The following is a 14998-nucleotide window of genomic DNA, read 5'->3' on the forward strand; positions in this document are numbered from 1 at the left end:
GAAGCCGCCCTTCGGCCAGATCTCTCCATCGATGAGACCGCTTCGGTGCGCTCGCTCAAACGAGATGGGATCGGGGACAGCCGCCATGGCGGCCTCTCGCAACCTTCATACCGCCAGCAGCAACCCGTTTTCCAGTGTGATCATCGAAACTCACCCCGCTGGCTACGCGCTCACATCGCGATGTCTGTCCGCCACCGTCGGCGCGTCAGCTATTGCAGCGGTGTTCGGCTGTGTCGGCTGACACCGCTACCCCAACCCCAGCTCCGACGGACGCGCCTGGTCGGGTTCGACGCAGATCGCGCGTCGCCCGATGCCGGACTTTGCCAACTCTTCTGACAATGAGCTCGGGGATCAGCTGCTGCCTCCTTGCAAGCCCCCGCGCGGGATCAGACCCGCGAAACGCGCTGTCCCGAGGGGTCGGGCGCCGCCATCGTTGTGATGCGAATGAAAGCCGTGCCGGCAGTGGCAACCGCGCCGATGATGGAGAAGGCGATCTGCCAAGCCTCGCCGGGCATCAGGTGCTTCACGATGCCATGGGTCGCGGCATAACCGGCAATGACGGCAGGTACGACAAAGGCCAGCGCCACAAGCAGCTTCGCCCAGGTCGGACGCAGGAGGACCAGCAGGAACTGGCCGATGCCAAAGGTCGCGGCGGCGGCAATCAACCCGACGACGATGCCGCCGAGAATGCCCGCGCCACTTTGGAAGGCCCAAATCCCTGCATTAACACCCATGAAGGCAGGCAGGGCGAAGGCGGCCAGCGAGAACACGAGCCAGCAAATCGCGAGAATAGCGGATAGCGAGCCGATGATGGCGAGAGCGATCATGGTGATGGTCTCCGTGACAGGAAGTCTGACGGCTGCGCCTTCCACCACCACCGCGGCGCGGCCTGCACGTTAGCGAAAGCGAGGCTGGAAGGGGAGCGGCATTCACCGCTCCGCCGGTCCCTGTGCGCCGCCTCATGCGGCGTGAGGGTCGATTTTATGGACGATCTCCGAGATGTCGCCGTCGTATTCGCCCGCGGGCACGACCGAGAGTGTTCCGTCGCCGGCCCGGAAGATGACGATGGCGACCATCAGGGTGGCGGCGAGGCTGAAGGCGAAGGCATGTGCGTCGGGGAAGGACATCGATCCGGCTCCTGTTGGGGCGGAGGACCATCCCCGCTGACAGGCGCCCGATATGTTCGGCCGATGGCCGCAATCACCACGCAGGCAAAGCCGGCGCGGCGGCACGCTTTGCGTAGTCCGACCCGTTAAGGGTTGATGGCGTCAGGCCGTCGGCTGGAACAAGGATCAGCGACATGAAGCGGGGGTGGTTCTCCGACCGCAGGGTTTGCCGGTTTCGCGTTCCCGGCGAGCTGCCTTCCGCGTCCGCCTCTGCCTCAGTCGAGGACGATCCGCTTGCCGATCTGCGCCTCCAGGTGATCGAGCTGCTTGTTCAAACTGACTGTGACGAAATGCTCGGTGTGGGTGACGGCTTCCAGAAAGTCGGGCAACTCGCCGAGGGGGACCGCGCTCGTGCTCAAGTGACGAATGACGACGCGATCCGGCTCGTCTTTCACCGCGAGCGTGAGGCGCACCAGGTCGGATTTGTCGGTATGGGCCGCAATGGTGTTGCGGAGCTCGATCAGACGGCGATGCACCTCCATGCCGTCCGCTGAGCCATTATAGACTTTCTTCGCGTCGAGCATCGGAATGCCCGGGCCGGATGACGCGTAGCATCGGCCGTATGCCGTCAGCGCCGCGACGAAGTGGGCCTGCGTTCGAAAGGCCTTGTCCGTGTCGTCGAGATCAGCGGGCTCGTCGCGCATCCATTCGAAGTTCTTGCGTGCGCTGATCAGGTTCATCATCATGTGCGTCCACTGTGTCAGGCGCTCATAGCCCGGCGGGTCTATCGCAAAGCCTCCCTTCGCGGCCGCTTCCATATGTGGTTTGAAGTCTTCGTCGCTAATTCCCATCGATTCACCGGCATCGTTCTGAGATTGTCGGCCATGTAGCACAACGAACCTTGCCCGGAGCGAATTTGAAGGCGGAGCCTGCGGGTCGCCGAGCATCCGGACACGGATGTTAGGCTTCTTCGCGTTGTCGTCCGAGGCTGCCGCCGGTGCCGGGGATGGGCGTCATGTCATCGGCTTCACGGTGCCAAGTCGCCTTGCGTCGACTAATCTTGCCGCGACTGACTCGCAGTCTGCGGATTCGGCCCTAGCCCATGGCGATGATTGCAGCAGCAGTAGAAGAAACGGGGAGCCGGTATGGGAGAGCTTTATATCCCGCGTGATCAGCAGAATGCGCTCGCGGCGCTCGACACGACGGAATTGGACGGGCTCCTCGACCAGGCGATTCAAGAGGAGCGATCAAGCGGTCTCCAGCGCTTCGCGCTCGCGAACTGCGGTCCCTATGTTGCGGGCAAATACCAGTCCTTCGTCGAGGCTCTGGCGAAACATCGCGACGCCAGATCATCGCGAAAGCGTGAGCAAACGGAGGATACGCTTCGACGCGCGGGTCGCGAGGTGATCTTCGCCGTCCGGGCTATGAAGCAACGAATGGAGACCGAAGCCAAGGAATCGGAGCTCTTCGTTGTCGACGACCACATTATGCAGCCCTTTCACTTCAGCCAACATATGAGTGTCAGGGTTTACTATCGGTGGCGACAGTCGGCCGATGATGAGTGGAACCACGGCAGCATCACATTCGTCCATGACGTGGATCTGCGTCCCGACTATTCGACCCCGGCGCCGAAGCGAAAGCCGAGTGCGGCCAAGCGGGAGGAGGAGCTTCAATACAGGCTGCTTCAAACCTGGGAGCATCTCATGACAGGAGCGCTCTATTCGGTCAGGGATTATTTCAGGGAGGGTCGCGAAGGCGACAAAATTCCGGACACCTTCAAGGTGACGGTCGATTCCTATACGCGCGGTCTGAACAACCACAGTACGCAGTTCTGGCGTGAGCAGTCTCGAACACCTTCGTCGCCTGGGATGGTTGAAGGTTGAGGACGGCGGCGCTCACGCGCCGCCGAATTTCCAGACCGGGATGCCGAGTTTCCTGGCCTTGTCGGCGAGGTTGTCGTTGATGCCGGTGCCGGGGAAGTGCATCACGCCCTTCGGCACGACATCGAGCATCTCGTCGTTGCGTTTGAAGGGCGCTGCGCGGCCGTGCTTCGTCCAGTTGGGTGCGAAGCCGATCTGCGGGACATTGCGGTTCTTGGCCCAGAGCGACGCGATCTTTTCGGCGCCCTTCGGGGATTTGCCGTGGATCAGCACCATGTCAGAGTGCTTCTCGTGGACCTGATCGAGCTTGGCCCAGATCAGCCGGTGATCGTTGAAGTCCAGTCCGCCGGTGACGACAATCTTGGGGCCAGGCGGGAGAAGTACTTCCTGCTCAGCCCGCTTCTTCGCCATCAGGAAGTCGCGACTATCGATCATCGCGGCGGTCAGATTGCGGTGGTTGACCATCGAGCCGGTACGCGGTCGCCAGATCGCCTGGGTATGGCGCTCGAACAGCTCGGCGGCCTGGTCGCGCATGAGCTCGAAGGTATCGCGGCGTTCGAGCAGGGTTTGCCCCTGTGCCGTCAGGCGCTCCAGCTCGACCGATTTCACCTCGGAGCCGTCCTGCTCGCCCTGGAGGCGCTGCTGGGCGAGCTCGTTGTCATCGAGTTCCCGTTCGATCCGGGTGGTGGCGCGGTGGAAGAGATTGACCGTCGACCAGAGCAGCTCGTCGAGGTCGGGCTCGAGGCGCGTGTCGGAGAGGGCAACGACGAGGGCGTCAAAGATGTCGGCGATGCTACCGGCGACGGTGTCGCCTTCGGGGAGCGGCCGGGGATCGGGTTCGTCTTCGAAGGGGCGATAGCCGTAGAGCTGGAGTTCCTGGAGGACGTGGTCGGTTGGGGACGCGGCGTGATGCCGCTCGGTGTCGTGGGCGTTGGTCATGGCGGCTTCCTCGCGGCTTGGCCGCGTCCATCGCGGCCTTCATGGCGACGAAGGCGGCAGGCGACCCGGACCTGCACCCGCAGCGGCAGCGCAGGGCCGGAACGCAGTGGAGGATGGCGAAGGCCGGCGATTTTGCTTCGCGATGGAAAGCCCCGCAGGGGCGCCGGAAAATCGTCGGCGGAAGCCATTGCCGATCCGGGTCGCCTGACGCCCGATCGCCCTCTGAGAAGGCCGGGGACGCGGCCCTCCCGGGAGGAATCTCATGTTGCTCAGAACATGACAGGGATACGCTGCATCGCTTTCCCCGTTCCGATCATGCCGCCAATGCCATGAAGCGCGCGACGTCCTGCGGCGCGATCTGTACCCGCAAGTTCGCTCTGAGGGCCTTGAGACCGCGCCGGCGCAGATCCTCGTCGAAGTCGCCCAATCGCGGCGTCAGCACGATCGCCTCGATCCCGACCGCCTGGGCCCGTTCGATGAGGATTGTCATCGCGCCGTCTCCCGCCGGATCGTTGTCGCGGGCGATGTAGAGCCGCCTAAGCGTCTCGGGAAACAGGATCGCCGCGAGATGGGCAGCGGAAAGAGCCGCCATGCCCGGCAGCGAGGAGAGTGCCGAACGGATCGACAAGGTGGTCTCGATGCCTTCGCCAGCAATCATGACGTCGCTGGCGATGCCGAAACGGACGGCACATCCGAGCAGATCGCCTAGCGCGCGCCGCGGTGTCTCGATCGGAGCGCGGCCGAGATGAGCTTCGCTGAAACCATCAGGATCGAGCCAGGTCCGGTGCGCGCCGGTCAGCTTGCCGGAGAGATCGGTGACGGCAGCGATCATCACTGGCCATGTCTGCGTCGGCGCGTGCTCGTCCGGACGATAATAGCAATGCGGATGGAAGCGCAGTGCGCCGGTGTCGTGCAAAGCCGTAATGCCGCGATGGCGCAAATACGTCTCCGCGAGCGTGCCGCCGATCGGCCTCGACATGGCGAACAGCCGCCGTGCCACTTCGGACGAGCCGGTCGATGCGGGCGAATTGCGCGTGTGTGCCGTCGGTTCCAGTTGCTGATCCGGCAGGCTGAGAAAGCGGCGCGCTTCCGCGACGACATCGGCGAAGGCGATCAAGCCGCAGCTTCCACGGATGACGTCGAGCAGATCACCGTGTTCGCCCGGCGCCGCGGCGTCGGTCCATTTGCCAGCCCGGCCTTTCGGCGAATCCTTCAACCGCACGAACATGGATCGGCCTGGCGTGTTGCGCACATCCCCGACCTGCCAGTAGTTCCCCTGGCGGCGGCCATTGGAAAGATAGTGGCGGCATACCGCCTCGGCCCGATCGGCAAGGCGGCACGCCAGATCGTGCGGCTTTCGCGACATGTTGCGCCTCCAGCAAAAAGGCCCGCCGTCACCGGCGGGCCAGAGTCGAGGGAGGTGTCATTCAGCCGCGATCGTGTGGGGGACGTTCTCGGCATCCTGATCGTCGGCGAAGCCGTCGCCTTCGTCCATGGCCGTTTCGCCGACGTTCGCCGACGTTTCTTCGACGGCGGCGTCCGTTGCCTGTGGCTCGCCCGCTTCCGCGTCACTCCGCTTCGGCGTGCGTAGCGGCTCGGGCAACCAACGGGTTTCGGCGAGCACCGTCTCCGCTTCGCGTGCCATGTCGCCCTTCTTGAGATGCGCGATCCGGTCGGCGGCCCGCTCACCTTTCGCCTCGGTGACAGCCTGGAGAATCCGGGCCTTGGTGACGCGGCCGAGGAAGCTGTCCACGGTCGGAAGCCAGCCGGCCGCCGCCATGTCGAGATCGACGGTCCGCGCTAGCTGGTCGGCATGGGCGAGGGCGCGCGGCCGGCGATTCCAGCTCTCATGCACGGCATTGACCGACAGGCTGACGACATGGGCGAACAAGGCCGAGCGGCTGTCGTTATCCCAGCCCTGGAGCTGATCCCAGAGATCGACAGGCTTGGTCGGCAGCCTATTCGCCCAGTCGTCGTGCCGGGACCGGATCGCCTCGGCCGAGGCGCTGTCGTTCAAACCCGGAGCCTGCGCGCCGAAGCCGACGCTCTTCAGCTCGAGCTCCAGACAGCTATCCGAGCCGTAGTGGTAGAAGACCTTCAGCGTCAGCGCGTGCAACGCTGCGAGGAAGGCGACATCAGGCTGCTCGCCGAGCGCCTGGCGCAGGCCGAGCGTACGGTGCGCCGTCAGCTCCGTCATCAGCCGGTCGGAGATCGGCGAGAGGCCTTCGTCCTCCTCGGGCTCAGGCGACATTTCGGCATCCGCGATGACGGTGTCGGCGGCATGGTCGTGGTCCGCAGCCATGGCGCGCGTCTGCTCGTCCTCGGAGGCCGCTTCGACCGGCAGTTCATCCTCCGGCCGGACAAAGCCGCGTTCGACGCGCAGATCGCCATCCGGGGTGATGCTGACGAAAGCGCCGGCACGGGCGATCTCGCTCGGATCGAAGGCGAGCGGCCGAGCCGCGAGGGATTCGAGCGCCGTCTCCAGCTCGCCGAGGCGCTCATCGACCTCGTGCGGCAAGTCGTCGACGCTGTCGTATGCCTCGGACAGGCGATCGTACTCGCTCTGCAGGGTGTCGCGCGTGGCTGTCTCCTCGGCGCTGAGGGGCACGGGCACGCCGCGCAGCTGGCGCAGGCCGAAGCTATGGCCATAGGCAAAATCGGGCGCGATCTCGATCCACTTCCAGCATTCCGCCCGAACGGTATCCGCCTCGCGGGCCAGCCGCTCCGCGACCAGGCGGTCGACCAGCGCCACGTCCTGCAGCCAGCCGCCGTCATCGCCCTGGAAGAGGTCACGCATGATCGGACCACCAGCCTCGACATAGGCGTCGATGCCGACGAACTGCGCCCGCTTGTCGGAGGCGCGCACCGCGCCCTCGGTCAGCATGCGGCGGATGACGTAGGGCTGCTTGTCGTAAGCGACCTTCAGCCGCTCGAGTACCTGCTCCTGGCGTTCATGATCGCCCGAGACGGTGAAGGCCATGAGCTGGTCGAGCGTCAGGCCGTCCTCGGCATACACATCGAGCAGCGCCGGCGAGACCGAAGCGAGCTTCAGCCGCTGCTTGACGACATTGACCGAGACGAAGAAGGCGGCCGCAATCTCCTCCTCGGACTGGCCCTTCTCGCGCAGCGCCAGGAAGGCACGGAACTGATCGAGCGGGTGGAGCGGGGCGCGCTGGACATTCTCGGCCAGGGAATCTTCCTCGGCGATGCCGCCTTCGCGCACGACGCAGGGAACCGGCGCGGTTTTGGCCAGCCGCTTCTGCTTCACCAGCAGTTCGAGCGCGCGATAGCGCCGGCCACCGGCGGGGATCTCGAACATGCCGGTCTCAACACCGGCTTCGTCGGCGACCGATCGGACGCAGAGGCCGTGCAACAGGCCGCGCCGGGCAATGTCCTCGGCCAGTTCCTCGATCGAGACGCCGGCCTTGACCCGCCGGACATTGGCCTGGCTCAGCACGAGCTGATTGAAGGGGATGTCGCGCGAGGGCGAAAGGGTGATCTTCCGAACGGCGGTTGCCATGTTTCGTACTCCGCGACGAGCGCCGAGAGCCTCTCTCGAACCCAAACTCGTCACAAAGCGAAGCGCCGCCCTCTGACTCTCGAGGGCAGCGCCACGAATACGGAGAAACGGAAAGGCACGAAGGCGCAAAGCCGGAGATGCTGAATCGCGTATCTCCGGCTTCACGGATGTCAGGCCGCCCGATCGAGCAGCTTCTTGGCCTTACCCTCCAGTTCGAGCCGCGCATCCTGATGAGGCTTGTCGCGGGCGACTGCGGTGATGCCCGCCACGAAGTCGAAGATCGACTCCGGCGGGCGACCTTCCTCAGCCAGGACGGTCTCGATGATCTTGCCGGTTTCGGCCTTCGAGAACCCGCGCTTGCGCAGGAATTCGGGGCGGTCCTCGTCGGATCTCGCGACGATCCGTTCGCGCGCTGCCTTGATGCCGTTGATGAACGGCATCGGCGAGGAGTTCGCGAAATTCAGCAGCGCCGGCGCAGCTTCGTGGGAGAAACGGGACGCCGCATATTTGCTATGGCGGATGGTGATCTCCTCGAAATCCTCGACGCCCCACAGATTTCGGTTCTGGCAGACCGCCCGAAGATAGAAGGAGGCGATGCCGAGTGTCTTTGCCCCGACCTCGCTGTTCCAGGCGTAGAAGCCCCGGAAGAACAGATCGGGCGAGCCATCGGGGAGCCGGCCAGCTTCAATGGGGTTGAGATCATCGACGAGGAAAAGGAACACGTCGCGGTCGGAGGCATAGAGCGTCGTCGTGTCCTTCGTGATGTCGACGCGGGGATTGTAGACGCCTGTCGACCAGTCTAGCGCGCCCGGCACTTTCCAGCGCGTGTCGCCCGTACCGTTGCCGGCAATCCGTTGCACCGCCTCGACCAGCTCGTGATCATAGATCCTACCATAGTCGGGGCCGGTGACGGCGCGCAGCTCAATCCGGCCGTTGTCGGTTTCGAGCGTCTTGATCTGCTCGGCTCGATGTGAGGTCAGGCCGTATTGCAGATTTATGCCGGCCAGCGCCGCGGGAAGCTGGCGCAGATAGGCGGCGGGAGCACCGACCTGGCTGGCGAGCTGGCCGAAGCTCCAGTGGGTCGGCGCAACGGGCGTGTCCGAGCCCGGCAGGATCAGGGACAGTCGTTCGGGATCACTGCGGCTCGCCTCGACGTGGAGGAACCTGGTTTCCACCACGCGTGTCCGACTGCGTTCCGACCGGCTCCGTACCGAATCCGCCAGCTCCGACAAGGACAGGTAGCGCTCGTCATCGGGGCGCGAGAACCACTCCGAGGAAACGCGGCCGATCCGCTCGCCGCGGCTCACATCCACCTTGTATCCGCCGCTCATGTCGCGGCGGGCGTCAAGAACCTGCATGTTCATGGGACCAAACTCCATGACGGGCGCCGGAAGCCTCTCTCTCGACACTCAACCCGTCGCGGATCTCCGATCCCCACTCTCACTCTTCCACGGGGCCTTGCGGGGATCTCCCGCAGAAGGGGTCGGCCGAGACCGTGGCCCGGCCGCAGGGGAAGACTTTCCCAGTTGCACGTTTCCGTAAATGCGGCTCGATGGGTCTCAGATTACGGGTTCCGTCAGCCACTGGCTCTTCCGGCACTGCTCAGCGCGCAAATTGCCTGGGCACTAACGATTTCACTGGCAGAAAGGATTTCACCGAGCAGTGAAACGCCTCTCTCTGATGAAATCGATTGACAATTTCACTGAAAAAATCTATTTCACCATACAATGAAACCCGACGATCGAGTGAAAGAGGTCGAAAATCAGCTCGCTGACGCACTGCGCCAGCAGTTGGAGCGGATTCCGTCGCTCGAAATCCAATCCATCGACAGGGAGTGGGACCTGCGAACCCATCCCAATATGTCGGTGCAGGGCCCTGATATCCTCGCTCACGTCAAAATGGCCGACCGTGTCATCACGCTCGTTTGCGAGGTGAAAGAGCCAGGATACCCGAAGCAGGTCCGAAGCGCGGTAGACCAGCTCTACGCCTACATGGCGAGACGCCATCTTGTTGCGAACGCCGACGTCGTCGTGCCCCTCGTCGCTGCCACCTGGCTCTCTCCGGAGTCGCGCCAGATTTGTGTGGACGCGAAAATGGGCTGGCTCGACCTTGCCGGCAACTGCCGGATCGCTTTCGACGGCGTCTTCATCGAGCGGGAAACAACCGACAAGCCCAAGCCAGTGGCGCGGAACTTTCGCGCCGTGTTCTCGCCGAAGGCGGGACAGGTCCTGCGCACGCTTTTGCGCGATCCGGCAGAGGCCTGGAAGGTCGCTGATCTCGCCGCCGCATCGGATGTCAGCCTCGGTCATGCGAGCAATGTACGATCGGCGCTGCTCGACAGGGAGTGGGCGACGGTCGACGAGGATGGCGTTCATCTGACAGCGCCGGATGCCTTGCTGGATGCCTGGCGTGATTCCTACGAGCCGGTCCGTGGCAAGCGCTCGTCCTGGTACAGCATTCTGCATGGGCGCCAGCTGGAGGAAGCGCTTCGCGAGGCGTTGAGCCGGCCCGACACGGAAGGGCACGCCATGCTTGGCGGCCTTTCTGCAGCACAGTGGCTTGCTCCCTATATGCGCGGCAACATGACGACGCTCTATGTGGACACGACGGTCATGCCGGAGTTGATCGAGGCGCTGAAGCTGAAGCCTTCGAAGAGCGGCGCCAATGTCGAAGTCATCGAACCGGATGATCCGGCCATTCTGAAGGAGCGCGTCGAGGTTCCCGGCGCGCCGCCCGTGTCCTCTCCAATCCTGACCTATCTCGACCTTTCGCACCTCGATGACCGGGGGCGTGAGGCCGCTGAACACCTCCGAGAAAAGTTGCTCAAATGGCAGTAGCGCCTGATCCACAATCCGCCGCCGACTACACCGACCGCGTCAGCGACGCGGTCAAATCCGCGCTCATGGAGATCGGGCAGATCCTTGGAAGCTTCGAGGGCAAGTTCGCCGTTGTCGGCGGCGCGGTGCCGTGGCTGCTTCTGGAAGCCGACGACATGCAACACGTCGGTACGATCGACATCGACCTTACGCTGGACGCAGAAGCCCTTGGCGACGGCGAATATGTCCGGTTGGTCGAAGCCCTCATGGGCAACGGTTATGCGCAGAGCAAGGCGCACCGGAAATTCCAGCTTGTTCGCATGGTCGAAGTGGCCGATGGCGGTCCGCCGGTCGAGGTGATCGTCGACTTCCTGATGCCGCGCGACGTCGAGATCGAGAAGCACATCCCCCCTCTCCTGTCGGAGTTCGCAGTGCAGCGCGCCTCGGGCGCTGATCTGGCCGTGCGCTTTCCTCAATTGACGGCGATCGAAGGCGTCATGCCCGGCGGCGGGCATAATCGTGTGCAAATTGCCGTGGCGTCGATCCCGGCGCTACTGGCCATGAAGGGCCATGCGCTGCTGCGCCGCCAGAAGCGCAAGGACGCCTATGACGTCTATTATTGCATCCGCAACTACGAGGGCGGCCCCGAAGCGCTCGCAGATGTCTGCAGACCACTGCTCGAGATCAAGGATGCGCGCGAAGGTTATCAGGGGATCGCGGAGAAATTCGCGAAAGAGGATATGATCGGGCCGGTCTGGGTGCGCCAGTTTGTCGAGGGGACGCCGCATATCGGCGACCGCACGCCAGAGCAGTGGCAGACGGACGCCTTTGGCCAGGTGCATGCCTGGATGAAGGCCCTCGGACTGATTGGCGCTAGTGCGGCTCCTGCCTTTTAGCTTTCCTGCCGCGTCATGTCTCGGAATTGCCCATTCCCGAGCCCCAGGCGACGTTGCGGAGGAGATCATCGAGTGTGGGCACTGGCTTGTCGATGCCCGAAATCAGCGTCTGCGACCACAGGATCGAGGTTTCGTAGACGGTACTGCACACCCACTCACCATCCTGTTCAAACCAATGGGTCGCCGCGGGCAGTAGCTCGAAGGGAACGGGGTGTCTCGCGAAGGGATTGTGAAAGACTTCCATTTCAGCCGTCCATGGCTCGTAGCCGTGCGGCCAGAGCCCACGATAGTCCTCACTCGTGATGTCGAGGCAGAACAGGTTGCCCTCCAAGGCACCGGGCGTTCGGTCGAAGAATTTGCCGTAGCGCGTGTACCGATAGCCTTCAGGCGCCCCGCCACCCGATACGGCGACACGATTAAGCTTGGCCATCGAGCACGCATTGGAAAAAATCACGGCAGACAGCTCGGCATGCTGATCATTTGCAAACAGCCCGGCAGGAAATCGCGCGGGCCCCAGCAAATGTTCTGCGGCCATCGGCACGGCGCGCGCCTCACCATCGACTTCGGCGACCGTAGCGCCCATTCCATGCAAATAACCGATCAGGCCTTCGCGGCTCCAATTCATCGAGCCGGATGCCTGGAAGTCGGCGACGGCCAGGATGAACGGCTTGCCAACAACATGGGGAAGCTGATCGTATCGCCGGGCGAGCTTGTTGCCGATAGTCTTGGCGAACCGCAACGCCGCCGCGCCGAAGAATATCTCCTCGCGATCGGTAGGCACGTCTGCGAAGGGGGCGTTGACGTGGTTGTACGGGACAGCCGGGTTGGCTGTAACGGCCTCCACCCAGGCCTCACCACCAAGCCGGTTTTCAATGCGAAAATCCGGCGATTCAAAGGGTTGTTCGACAAGCAGTCCCTGCTCACGGAAGGAAGCGAGAAGCTGCGCTTCCCATAGTCGCGTATGAAAGTTGGTTGTCTGGCAATCGCTCACCCAGTTGCGATCGGGCCTCGGCAGCGCGAGGTAGAGCTGGTTCAGCGCCCATGCCGCCGGTTGATGAGTGTCGTTCGCCAGCATGCGAAACACCTCGCTCGGCTCGCGGCCGGCGAGATCGAAGAGCGGTGCGCGCATAACAGCACCGGGCGGCAACGGCTCGCGCGCCAACCCGTCCGCAAGGTCGGACTCGAGGGCCTTGCCCACGGCGTCGATCGTTGCGAAGCCGCCAGCGCGCCTGGTGACCGTCCAAACGGAATCCACCCTTCGCCGCACAAGGATCAAGCCGAATGCATCGCTCTTGGCGTTGTGGGTGGCGATGCCGCAGCCGTTTCCGTCATTCGACCCCCATGCCGCGACCGGCGGCTCCTCGCCAAAGCCGTGCCCACGCGGTAGCGACAGCGCATAGAAATCAAACTCCCACTGCGGAATCTTGCGCATCCCTAATCCCCTGCCCGACGCCCTCCCGCCGTTTCACGCCCCGGGCTGATCCGGCTCATCCTGGGGAGCTAGGATATCGGTTGCCTCCCAATCCTCACCGTCGATCACCGTAACAAATTCGCGGTCCCACACGCCCCAGCACTGCCCGAGCGGGCGCGTCGCCAAGGGATTGTGAACATAGGTCAGCGGGCGGATTTTTCGGGACAGTACTCCAAGGCTGATGCGCGACCAGAGAACGCCGGAGACGTCGCTGAAAAGCGGGTTGAGGAAAGCGGTGCGCTCGACTGGCTTTCCCTGGCGCGCGATTTCCGGTGATGCGTGATATCCTTGCTCGACCACCTCGTCTGTTTCGCGATCGATGGTGATGTAGGCGTCACCGATCGGGAATAGCGACGTCAGGATCAGTGGAGGGTGTTCGGGGACGTAGACGCCGAACCGGCTGGCGCTAATTGCGATCAGACGCACCTCGTCCGCGCCGATGACACCTTCCTTCAGGTATTTCTGGATGACCTTGAACTTGGTCCAGAATGCACTCGTCATCCGCAATTGGGCCTGGCGCACAGGCGCCGCGAAAAGACCGCCACCTTCGTTCATCGGGACGGGGCGCGTGACCTGGTCGGGGCCAGGGCCACCCTCGTCCGGTGCGATGGCCTCGATCCAGATGCGCCCATTGTCAGTCAGGACGCAAAGGTCCGGTTGCCCGCCGTCCCGCAACCGTTCGGACGTCGGCAGCAGCGCATGTCCGGCCTCAAGGAACGTCGAGCCGAGATACATTTCCCAGAAGCGCGCATCGACGTCGCGAGCGAAGCCGTCGCGGAAATCGGGATCGGCATAAGGCTCATAGCGCTCCCACATGCCCTCGATGATGCCGTGCAGGCGCTTTTCCTCGGGATGCTCAGCGGCTCTGAGGTTGATAAAGCCTTTATTCAGGTTGGGGCCGTCGAAGTCGAAGATGCGTGTCACGATTGTCCGTTTCGAATTGTCACGCTGTCAGCCGGCTGATGCGATCATGCTCCGCGATGAGGAACGTGAGGTAGCTGCGGATGAGATTGCAGTAGAGGCGAGCTTCGTCGATGCCGAGCGCGAGCCCCTCGTTCAGATCGGTGCCATGCCGGACGCCTCCGCCGGTCGGAGACGACAGGTAGCCGTGCAGCGTCATCATCCATTGCAGGATTTGCTCCTGATGGCCGCGGCCTCGCGCGCGGAGCTCGCCGATGATCTTGTTGAAGTAGCGGCCCTGGATGCTGGCGTCGGAAACGTTGAGACCGCGGAACGCGGTGGCGATGGTCTCCAGCAACCACAGGACCTCCTGAACGGCCTGTCGGCCGTTTCCCTGTGACAGAGCACGCTCGGAGGCATCGAGCGCTGCCGCGATCAGGGCCGATGCCTGCGCGTCGAGAGACGGCGGCTGCTCCGGCACGGCGATTGGAATATGAGCCCGGGTCGCGCGCAAAGCCGGCGGATCGAGTTGGTAGCCGGCGCCCGTATCGGCCAGAATGCGGTTGAGACGCGCGACGTCCGGAAAGGTTATGTCGGGCCACCGATCGGCAATCTCGCTGCAGCCGTCGTAGAAGGCCTCGATGAACAGCGGCGCATTTACGCTCGCCGCATTCATGAGTTTGTCGAGATCGTCGGAAGCCCAGCTCACGCTGCTGCTCGGGTGGTATGGCATACTGCCCGCACCGGCGAAGCGGGACTTGAAGCGCTCCAGAATGGTTCTGCGGTCACCCTGGTTGCAGATGCGGTCGATCAGATCGCGAAAGGCATGGACGGCAGCCGGTTCAATCGGACCGGGGCTGTCGAAGCGCCAGTTTCCATCAAATTGCAGCATCGGAGTTACCAGGAGGCGTTGAACTGGATTTTACGGCTCGGACCGAAGTGGGTTCACGAACTGAAGGCCGGCAAAGTCTTTCTCGTTGTCGGTCACGACCACGCAATCATGGGCGCCGGCGACCGCAGCGATGATCATGTCGAGCGCACTACGAGGACGTCCGGCAGCCCTGCCCTCCGCCATCAGCCGTGCCCAAACAAGAGCAGCCTTGTCATCGAACGACAGGATCCTGCCGGCGAAGAGGGCCTGCGGCCCGTCCGGCCCCGAAAACCATGTATCGAGGGCCGTGCGCTTCTTCCCGCGAGGCATTTCGAAGATGCCGCGTTTGATTTCGGCGACGGTCAACGAGGCAATGAACAACTCCTCGTCGCGTCGGCCCTCCATCCATGCCATGAGGAGCATGGAAGGCGCCGGCTTGACGATGTTGCTGATGATGTTGGTGTCGAGAAGATAGCGCGTCACAGATCGACCTTGCGCCCCTCTTCACGCGGGCGGGAAAGATCAAGGTCGGCGCCGACCAGGGGCGAGCGCCGCAAAGCAGTCAGGATGTTACCGGGCTTCGGCGGCTCGCCTGCGAC

The 14998-nt window shown here is 63.5% G+C and carries 15 protein-coding genes (1 of these 15 running past the window's edge); 3 read left to right on the forward strand and 12 right to left on the reverse strand.

The features are described from left to right. Positions 1 to 386 precede the first annotated feature (386 nt). The 3 genes from AC1RRW_RS12900 to AC1RRW_RS12910 form a co-directional block, all read right to left on the reverse strand. Positions 387 to 827 (reverse strand): hypothetical protein, encoded by a 441-nt coding sequence (locus AC1RRW_RS12900; protein WP_492901172.1) that lies wholly within the window; start codon positions 825 to 827, stop codon positions 387 to 389. A 132-nt stretch (positions 828 to 959) separates the two neighbouring features. Further along, positions 960 to 1127 carry a hypothetical protein gene (locus tag AC1RRW_RS12905; RefSeq protein WP_492901173.1) on the reverse strand — a complete coding sequence of 56 codons (168 nt, stop codon included), beginning with the start codon at positions 1125 to 1127 and terminating at the stop codon, positions 960 to 962. Positions 1128 to 1381: 254 nt separating this feature from the next. After that, positions 1382 to 1957 carry a hypothetical protein gene (locus tag AC1RRW_RS12910; RefSeq protein ID WP_492901174.1) on the reverse strand — a complete coding sequence of 192 codons (576 nt, stop codon included), beginning with the start codon at positions 1955 to 1957 and terminating at the stop codon, positions 1382 to 1384. 294 nt (positions 1958 to 2251) lie between these two features. Between AC1RRW_RS12910 and AC1RRW_RS12915 the strand changes: the two genes are divergently transcribed. Further along, positions 2252 to 2989: a hypothetical protein gene (locus AC1RRW_RS12915; RefSeq protein WP_492901175.1), complete on the forward strand. Its 738-nt coding sequence runs from the start codon at positions 2252 to 2254 to the stop codon at positions 2987 to 2989. 12 nt (positions 2990 to 3001) lie between these two features. Here AC1RRW_RS12915 and AC1RRW_RS12920 read toward each other — a convergent pair whose 3' ends face one another. From AC1RRW_RS12920 to AC1RRW_RS12935, 4 genes are all read right to left on the reverse strand, one after another. Next, positions 3002 to 3925: a DUF2493 domain-containing protein gene (locus tag AC1RRW_RS12920; RefSeq protein WP_492901176.1), complete on the reverse strand. Its 924-nt coding sequence runs from the start codon at positions 3923 to 3925 to the stop codon at positions 3002 to 3004. A 313-nt stretch (positions 3926 to 4238) separates the two neighbouring features. Then, positions 4239 to 5291, reverse strand: a complete 1053-nt coding sequence (locus tag AC1RRW_RS12925) for a DUF7146 domain-containing protein (RefSeq protein WP_492901177.1) — start codon at positions 5289 to 5291, stop codon at positions 4239 to 4241. Between the two features lie 57 nt (positions 5292 to 5348). After that, a complete protein-coding gene (locus AC1RRW_RS12930) occupies positions 5349 to 7445 on the reverse strand; it encodes a ParB/RepB/Spo0J family partition protein (RefSeq protein ID WP_492901178.1) in 2097 nt (698 codons plus the stop codon). A gap of 170 nt (positions 7446 to 7615) precedes the next feature. After that, complete coding sequence (locus AC1RRW_RS12935; protein ID WP_492901179.1) at positions 7616 to 8809, reverse strand: DUF932 domain-containing protein; 1194 nt, start codon at positions 8807 to 8809, stop codon at positions 7616 to 7618. 381 nt (positions 8810 to 9190) lie between these two features. Between AC1RRW_RS12935 and AC1RRW_RS12940 the strand changes: the two genes are divergently transcribed. Together AC1RRW_RS12940 and AC1RRW_RS12945 are read left to right on the forward strand one after the other, a co-directional pair. Continuing rightward, the gene (locus AC1RRW_RS12940; RefSeq protein WP_492901180.1) at positions 9191 to 10282 is read left to right on the forward strand and encodes a type IV toxin-antitoxin system AbiEi family antitoxin; all 1092 of its coding nucleotides are present in this window, start codon (positions 9191 to 9193) and stop codon (positions 10280 to 10282) included. Then, positions 10273 to 11157, forward strand: a complete 885-nt coding sequence (locus AC1RRW_RS12945; protein ID WP_492901181.1) for a nucleotidyl transferase AbiEii/AbiGii toxin family protein — start codon at positions 10273 to 10275, stop codon at positions 11155 to 11157. The genes AC1RRW_RS12940 and AC1RRW_RS12945 overlap by 10 nt, the downstream gene beginning before the upstream one ends. 13 nt (positions 11158 to 11170) lie before the next feature. On the opposite strand, the gene AC1RRW_RS12950 is transcribed toward AC1RRW_RS12945, so the two are convergent. The 5 genes in view from AC1RRW_RS12950 to AC1RRW_RS12970 are tightly spaced (at most 33 nt apart) and all read right to left on the reverse strand, a layout consistent with a single transcriptional unit that may run on beyond the window. Continuing rightward, entirely contained in the window at positions 11171 to 12589 is a 1419-nt protein-coding gene (locus tag AC1RRW_RS12950; RefSeq protein ID WP_492901182.1) for a hypothetical protein, read from the reverse strand. Between the two features lie 33 nt (positions 12590 to 12622). After that, positions 12623 to 13552, reverse strand: a complete 930-nt coding sequence (locus tag AC1RRW_RS12955) for a hypothetical protein (RefSeq protein WP_492901183.1) — start codon at positions 13550 to 13552, stop codon at positions 12623 to 12625. 19 nt (positions 13553 to 13571) lie between these two features. Then, on the reverse strand, positions 13572 to 14420 hold the full coding sequence (locus AC1RRW_RS12960) for a hypothetical protein (RefSeq protein WP_492901184.1): 849 nt from the start codon (positions 14418 to 14420) through the stop codon (positions 13572 to 13574). Between the two features lie 30 nt (positions 14421 to 14450). Continuing rightward, entirely contained in the window at positions 14451 to 14882 is a 432-nt protein-coding gene (locus tag AC1RRW_RS12965) for a PIN domain-containing protein (protein WP_492901185.1), read from the reverse strand. After that, on the reverse strand, positions 14879 to 14998 hold the end of the coding sequence (locus tag AC1RRW_RS12970; RefSeq protein WP_492901186.1) for a hypothetical protein. The gene runs 183 nt beyond the window's last position; the window shows 120 of its 303 coding nt (coding positions 184-303); its start codon lies beyond the right edge, outside the window; its stop codon occupies positions 14879 to 14881. Before AC1RRW_RS12970 ends, AC1RRW_RS12965 begins: the two co-directional genes overlap by 4 nt.

This window comes from Allobosea sp. GW821-FHT12C12, assembly GCF_058807355.1.

What these genes read in the sequence shown, in the direction of transcription:
- AC1RRW_RS12900 (WP_492901172.1), bottom strand. Translation starts at nt 827, where the DNA reads ATGATCGCTCTCGCCATCATCGGCTCGCTATCCGCTATTCTCGCGATT.
- AC1RRW_RS12905 (WP_492901173.1), bottom strand. Translation starts at nt 1,127, where the DNA reads ATGTCCTTCCCCGACGCACATGCCTTCGCCTTCAGCCTCGCCGCCACC.
- AC1RRW_RS12910 (WP_492901174.1), bottom strand. Translation starts at nt 1,957, where the DNA reads ATGGGAATTAGCGACGAAGACTTCAAACCACATATGGAAGCGGCCGCG.
- AC1RRW_RS12915 (WP_492901175.1), top strand. Translation starts at nt 2,252, where the DNA reads ATGGGAGAGCTTTATATCCCGCGTGATCAGCAGAATGCGCTCGCGGCG.
- AC1RRW_RS12920 (WP_492901176.1), bottom strand. Translation starts at nt 3,925, where the DNA reads ATGACCAACGCCCACGACACCGAGCGGCATCACGCCGCGTCCCCAACC.
- AC1RRW_RS12925 (WP_492901177.1), bottom strand. Translation starts at nt 5,291, where the DNA reads ATGTCGCGAAAGCCGCACGATCTGGCGTGCCGCCTTGCCGATCGGGCC.
- AC1RRW_RS12930 (WP_492901178.1), bottom strand. Translation starts at nt 7,445, where the DNA reads ATGGCAACCGCCGTTCGGAAGATCACCCTTTCGCCCTCGCGCGACATC.
- AC1RRW_RS12935 (WP_492901179.1), bottom strand. Translation starts at nt 8,809, where the DNA reads ATGAACATGCAGGTTCTTGACGCCCGCCGCGACATGAGCGGCGGATAC.
- AC1RRW_RS12945 (WP_492901181.1), top strand. Translation starts at nt 10,273, where the DNA reads ATGGCAGTAGCGCCTGATCCACAATCCGCCGCCGACTACACCGACCGC.
- AC1RRW_RS12950 (WP_492901182.1), bottom strand. Translation starts at nt 12,589, where the DNA reads ATGCGCAAGATTCCGCAGTGGGAGTTTGATTTCTATGCGCTGTCGCTA.
- AC1RRW_RS12960 (WP_492901184.1), bottom strand. Translation starts at nt 14,420, where the DNA reads ATGCTGCAATTTGATGGAAACTGGCGCTTCGACAGCCCCGGTCCGATT.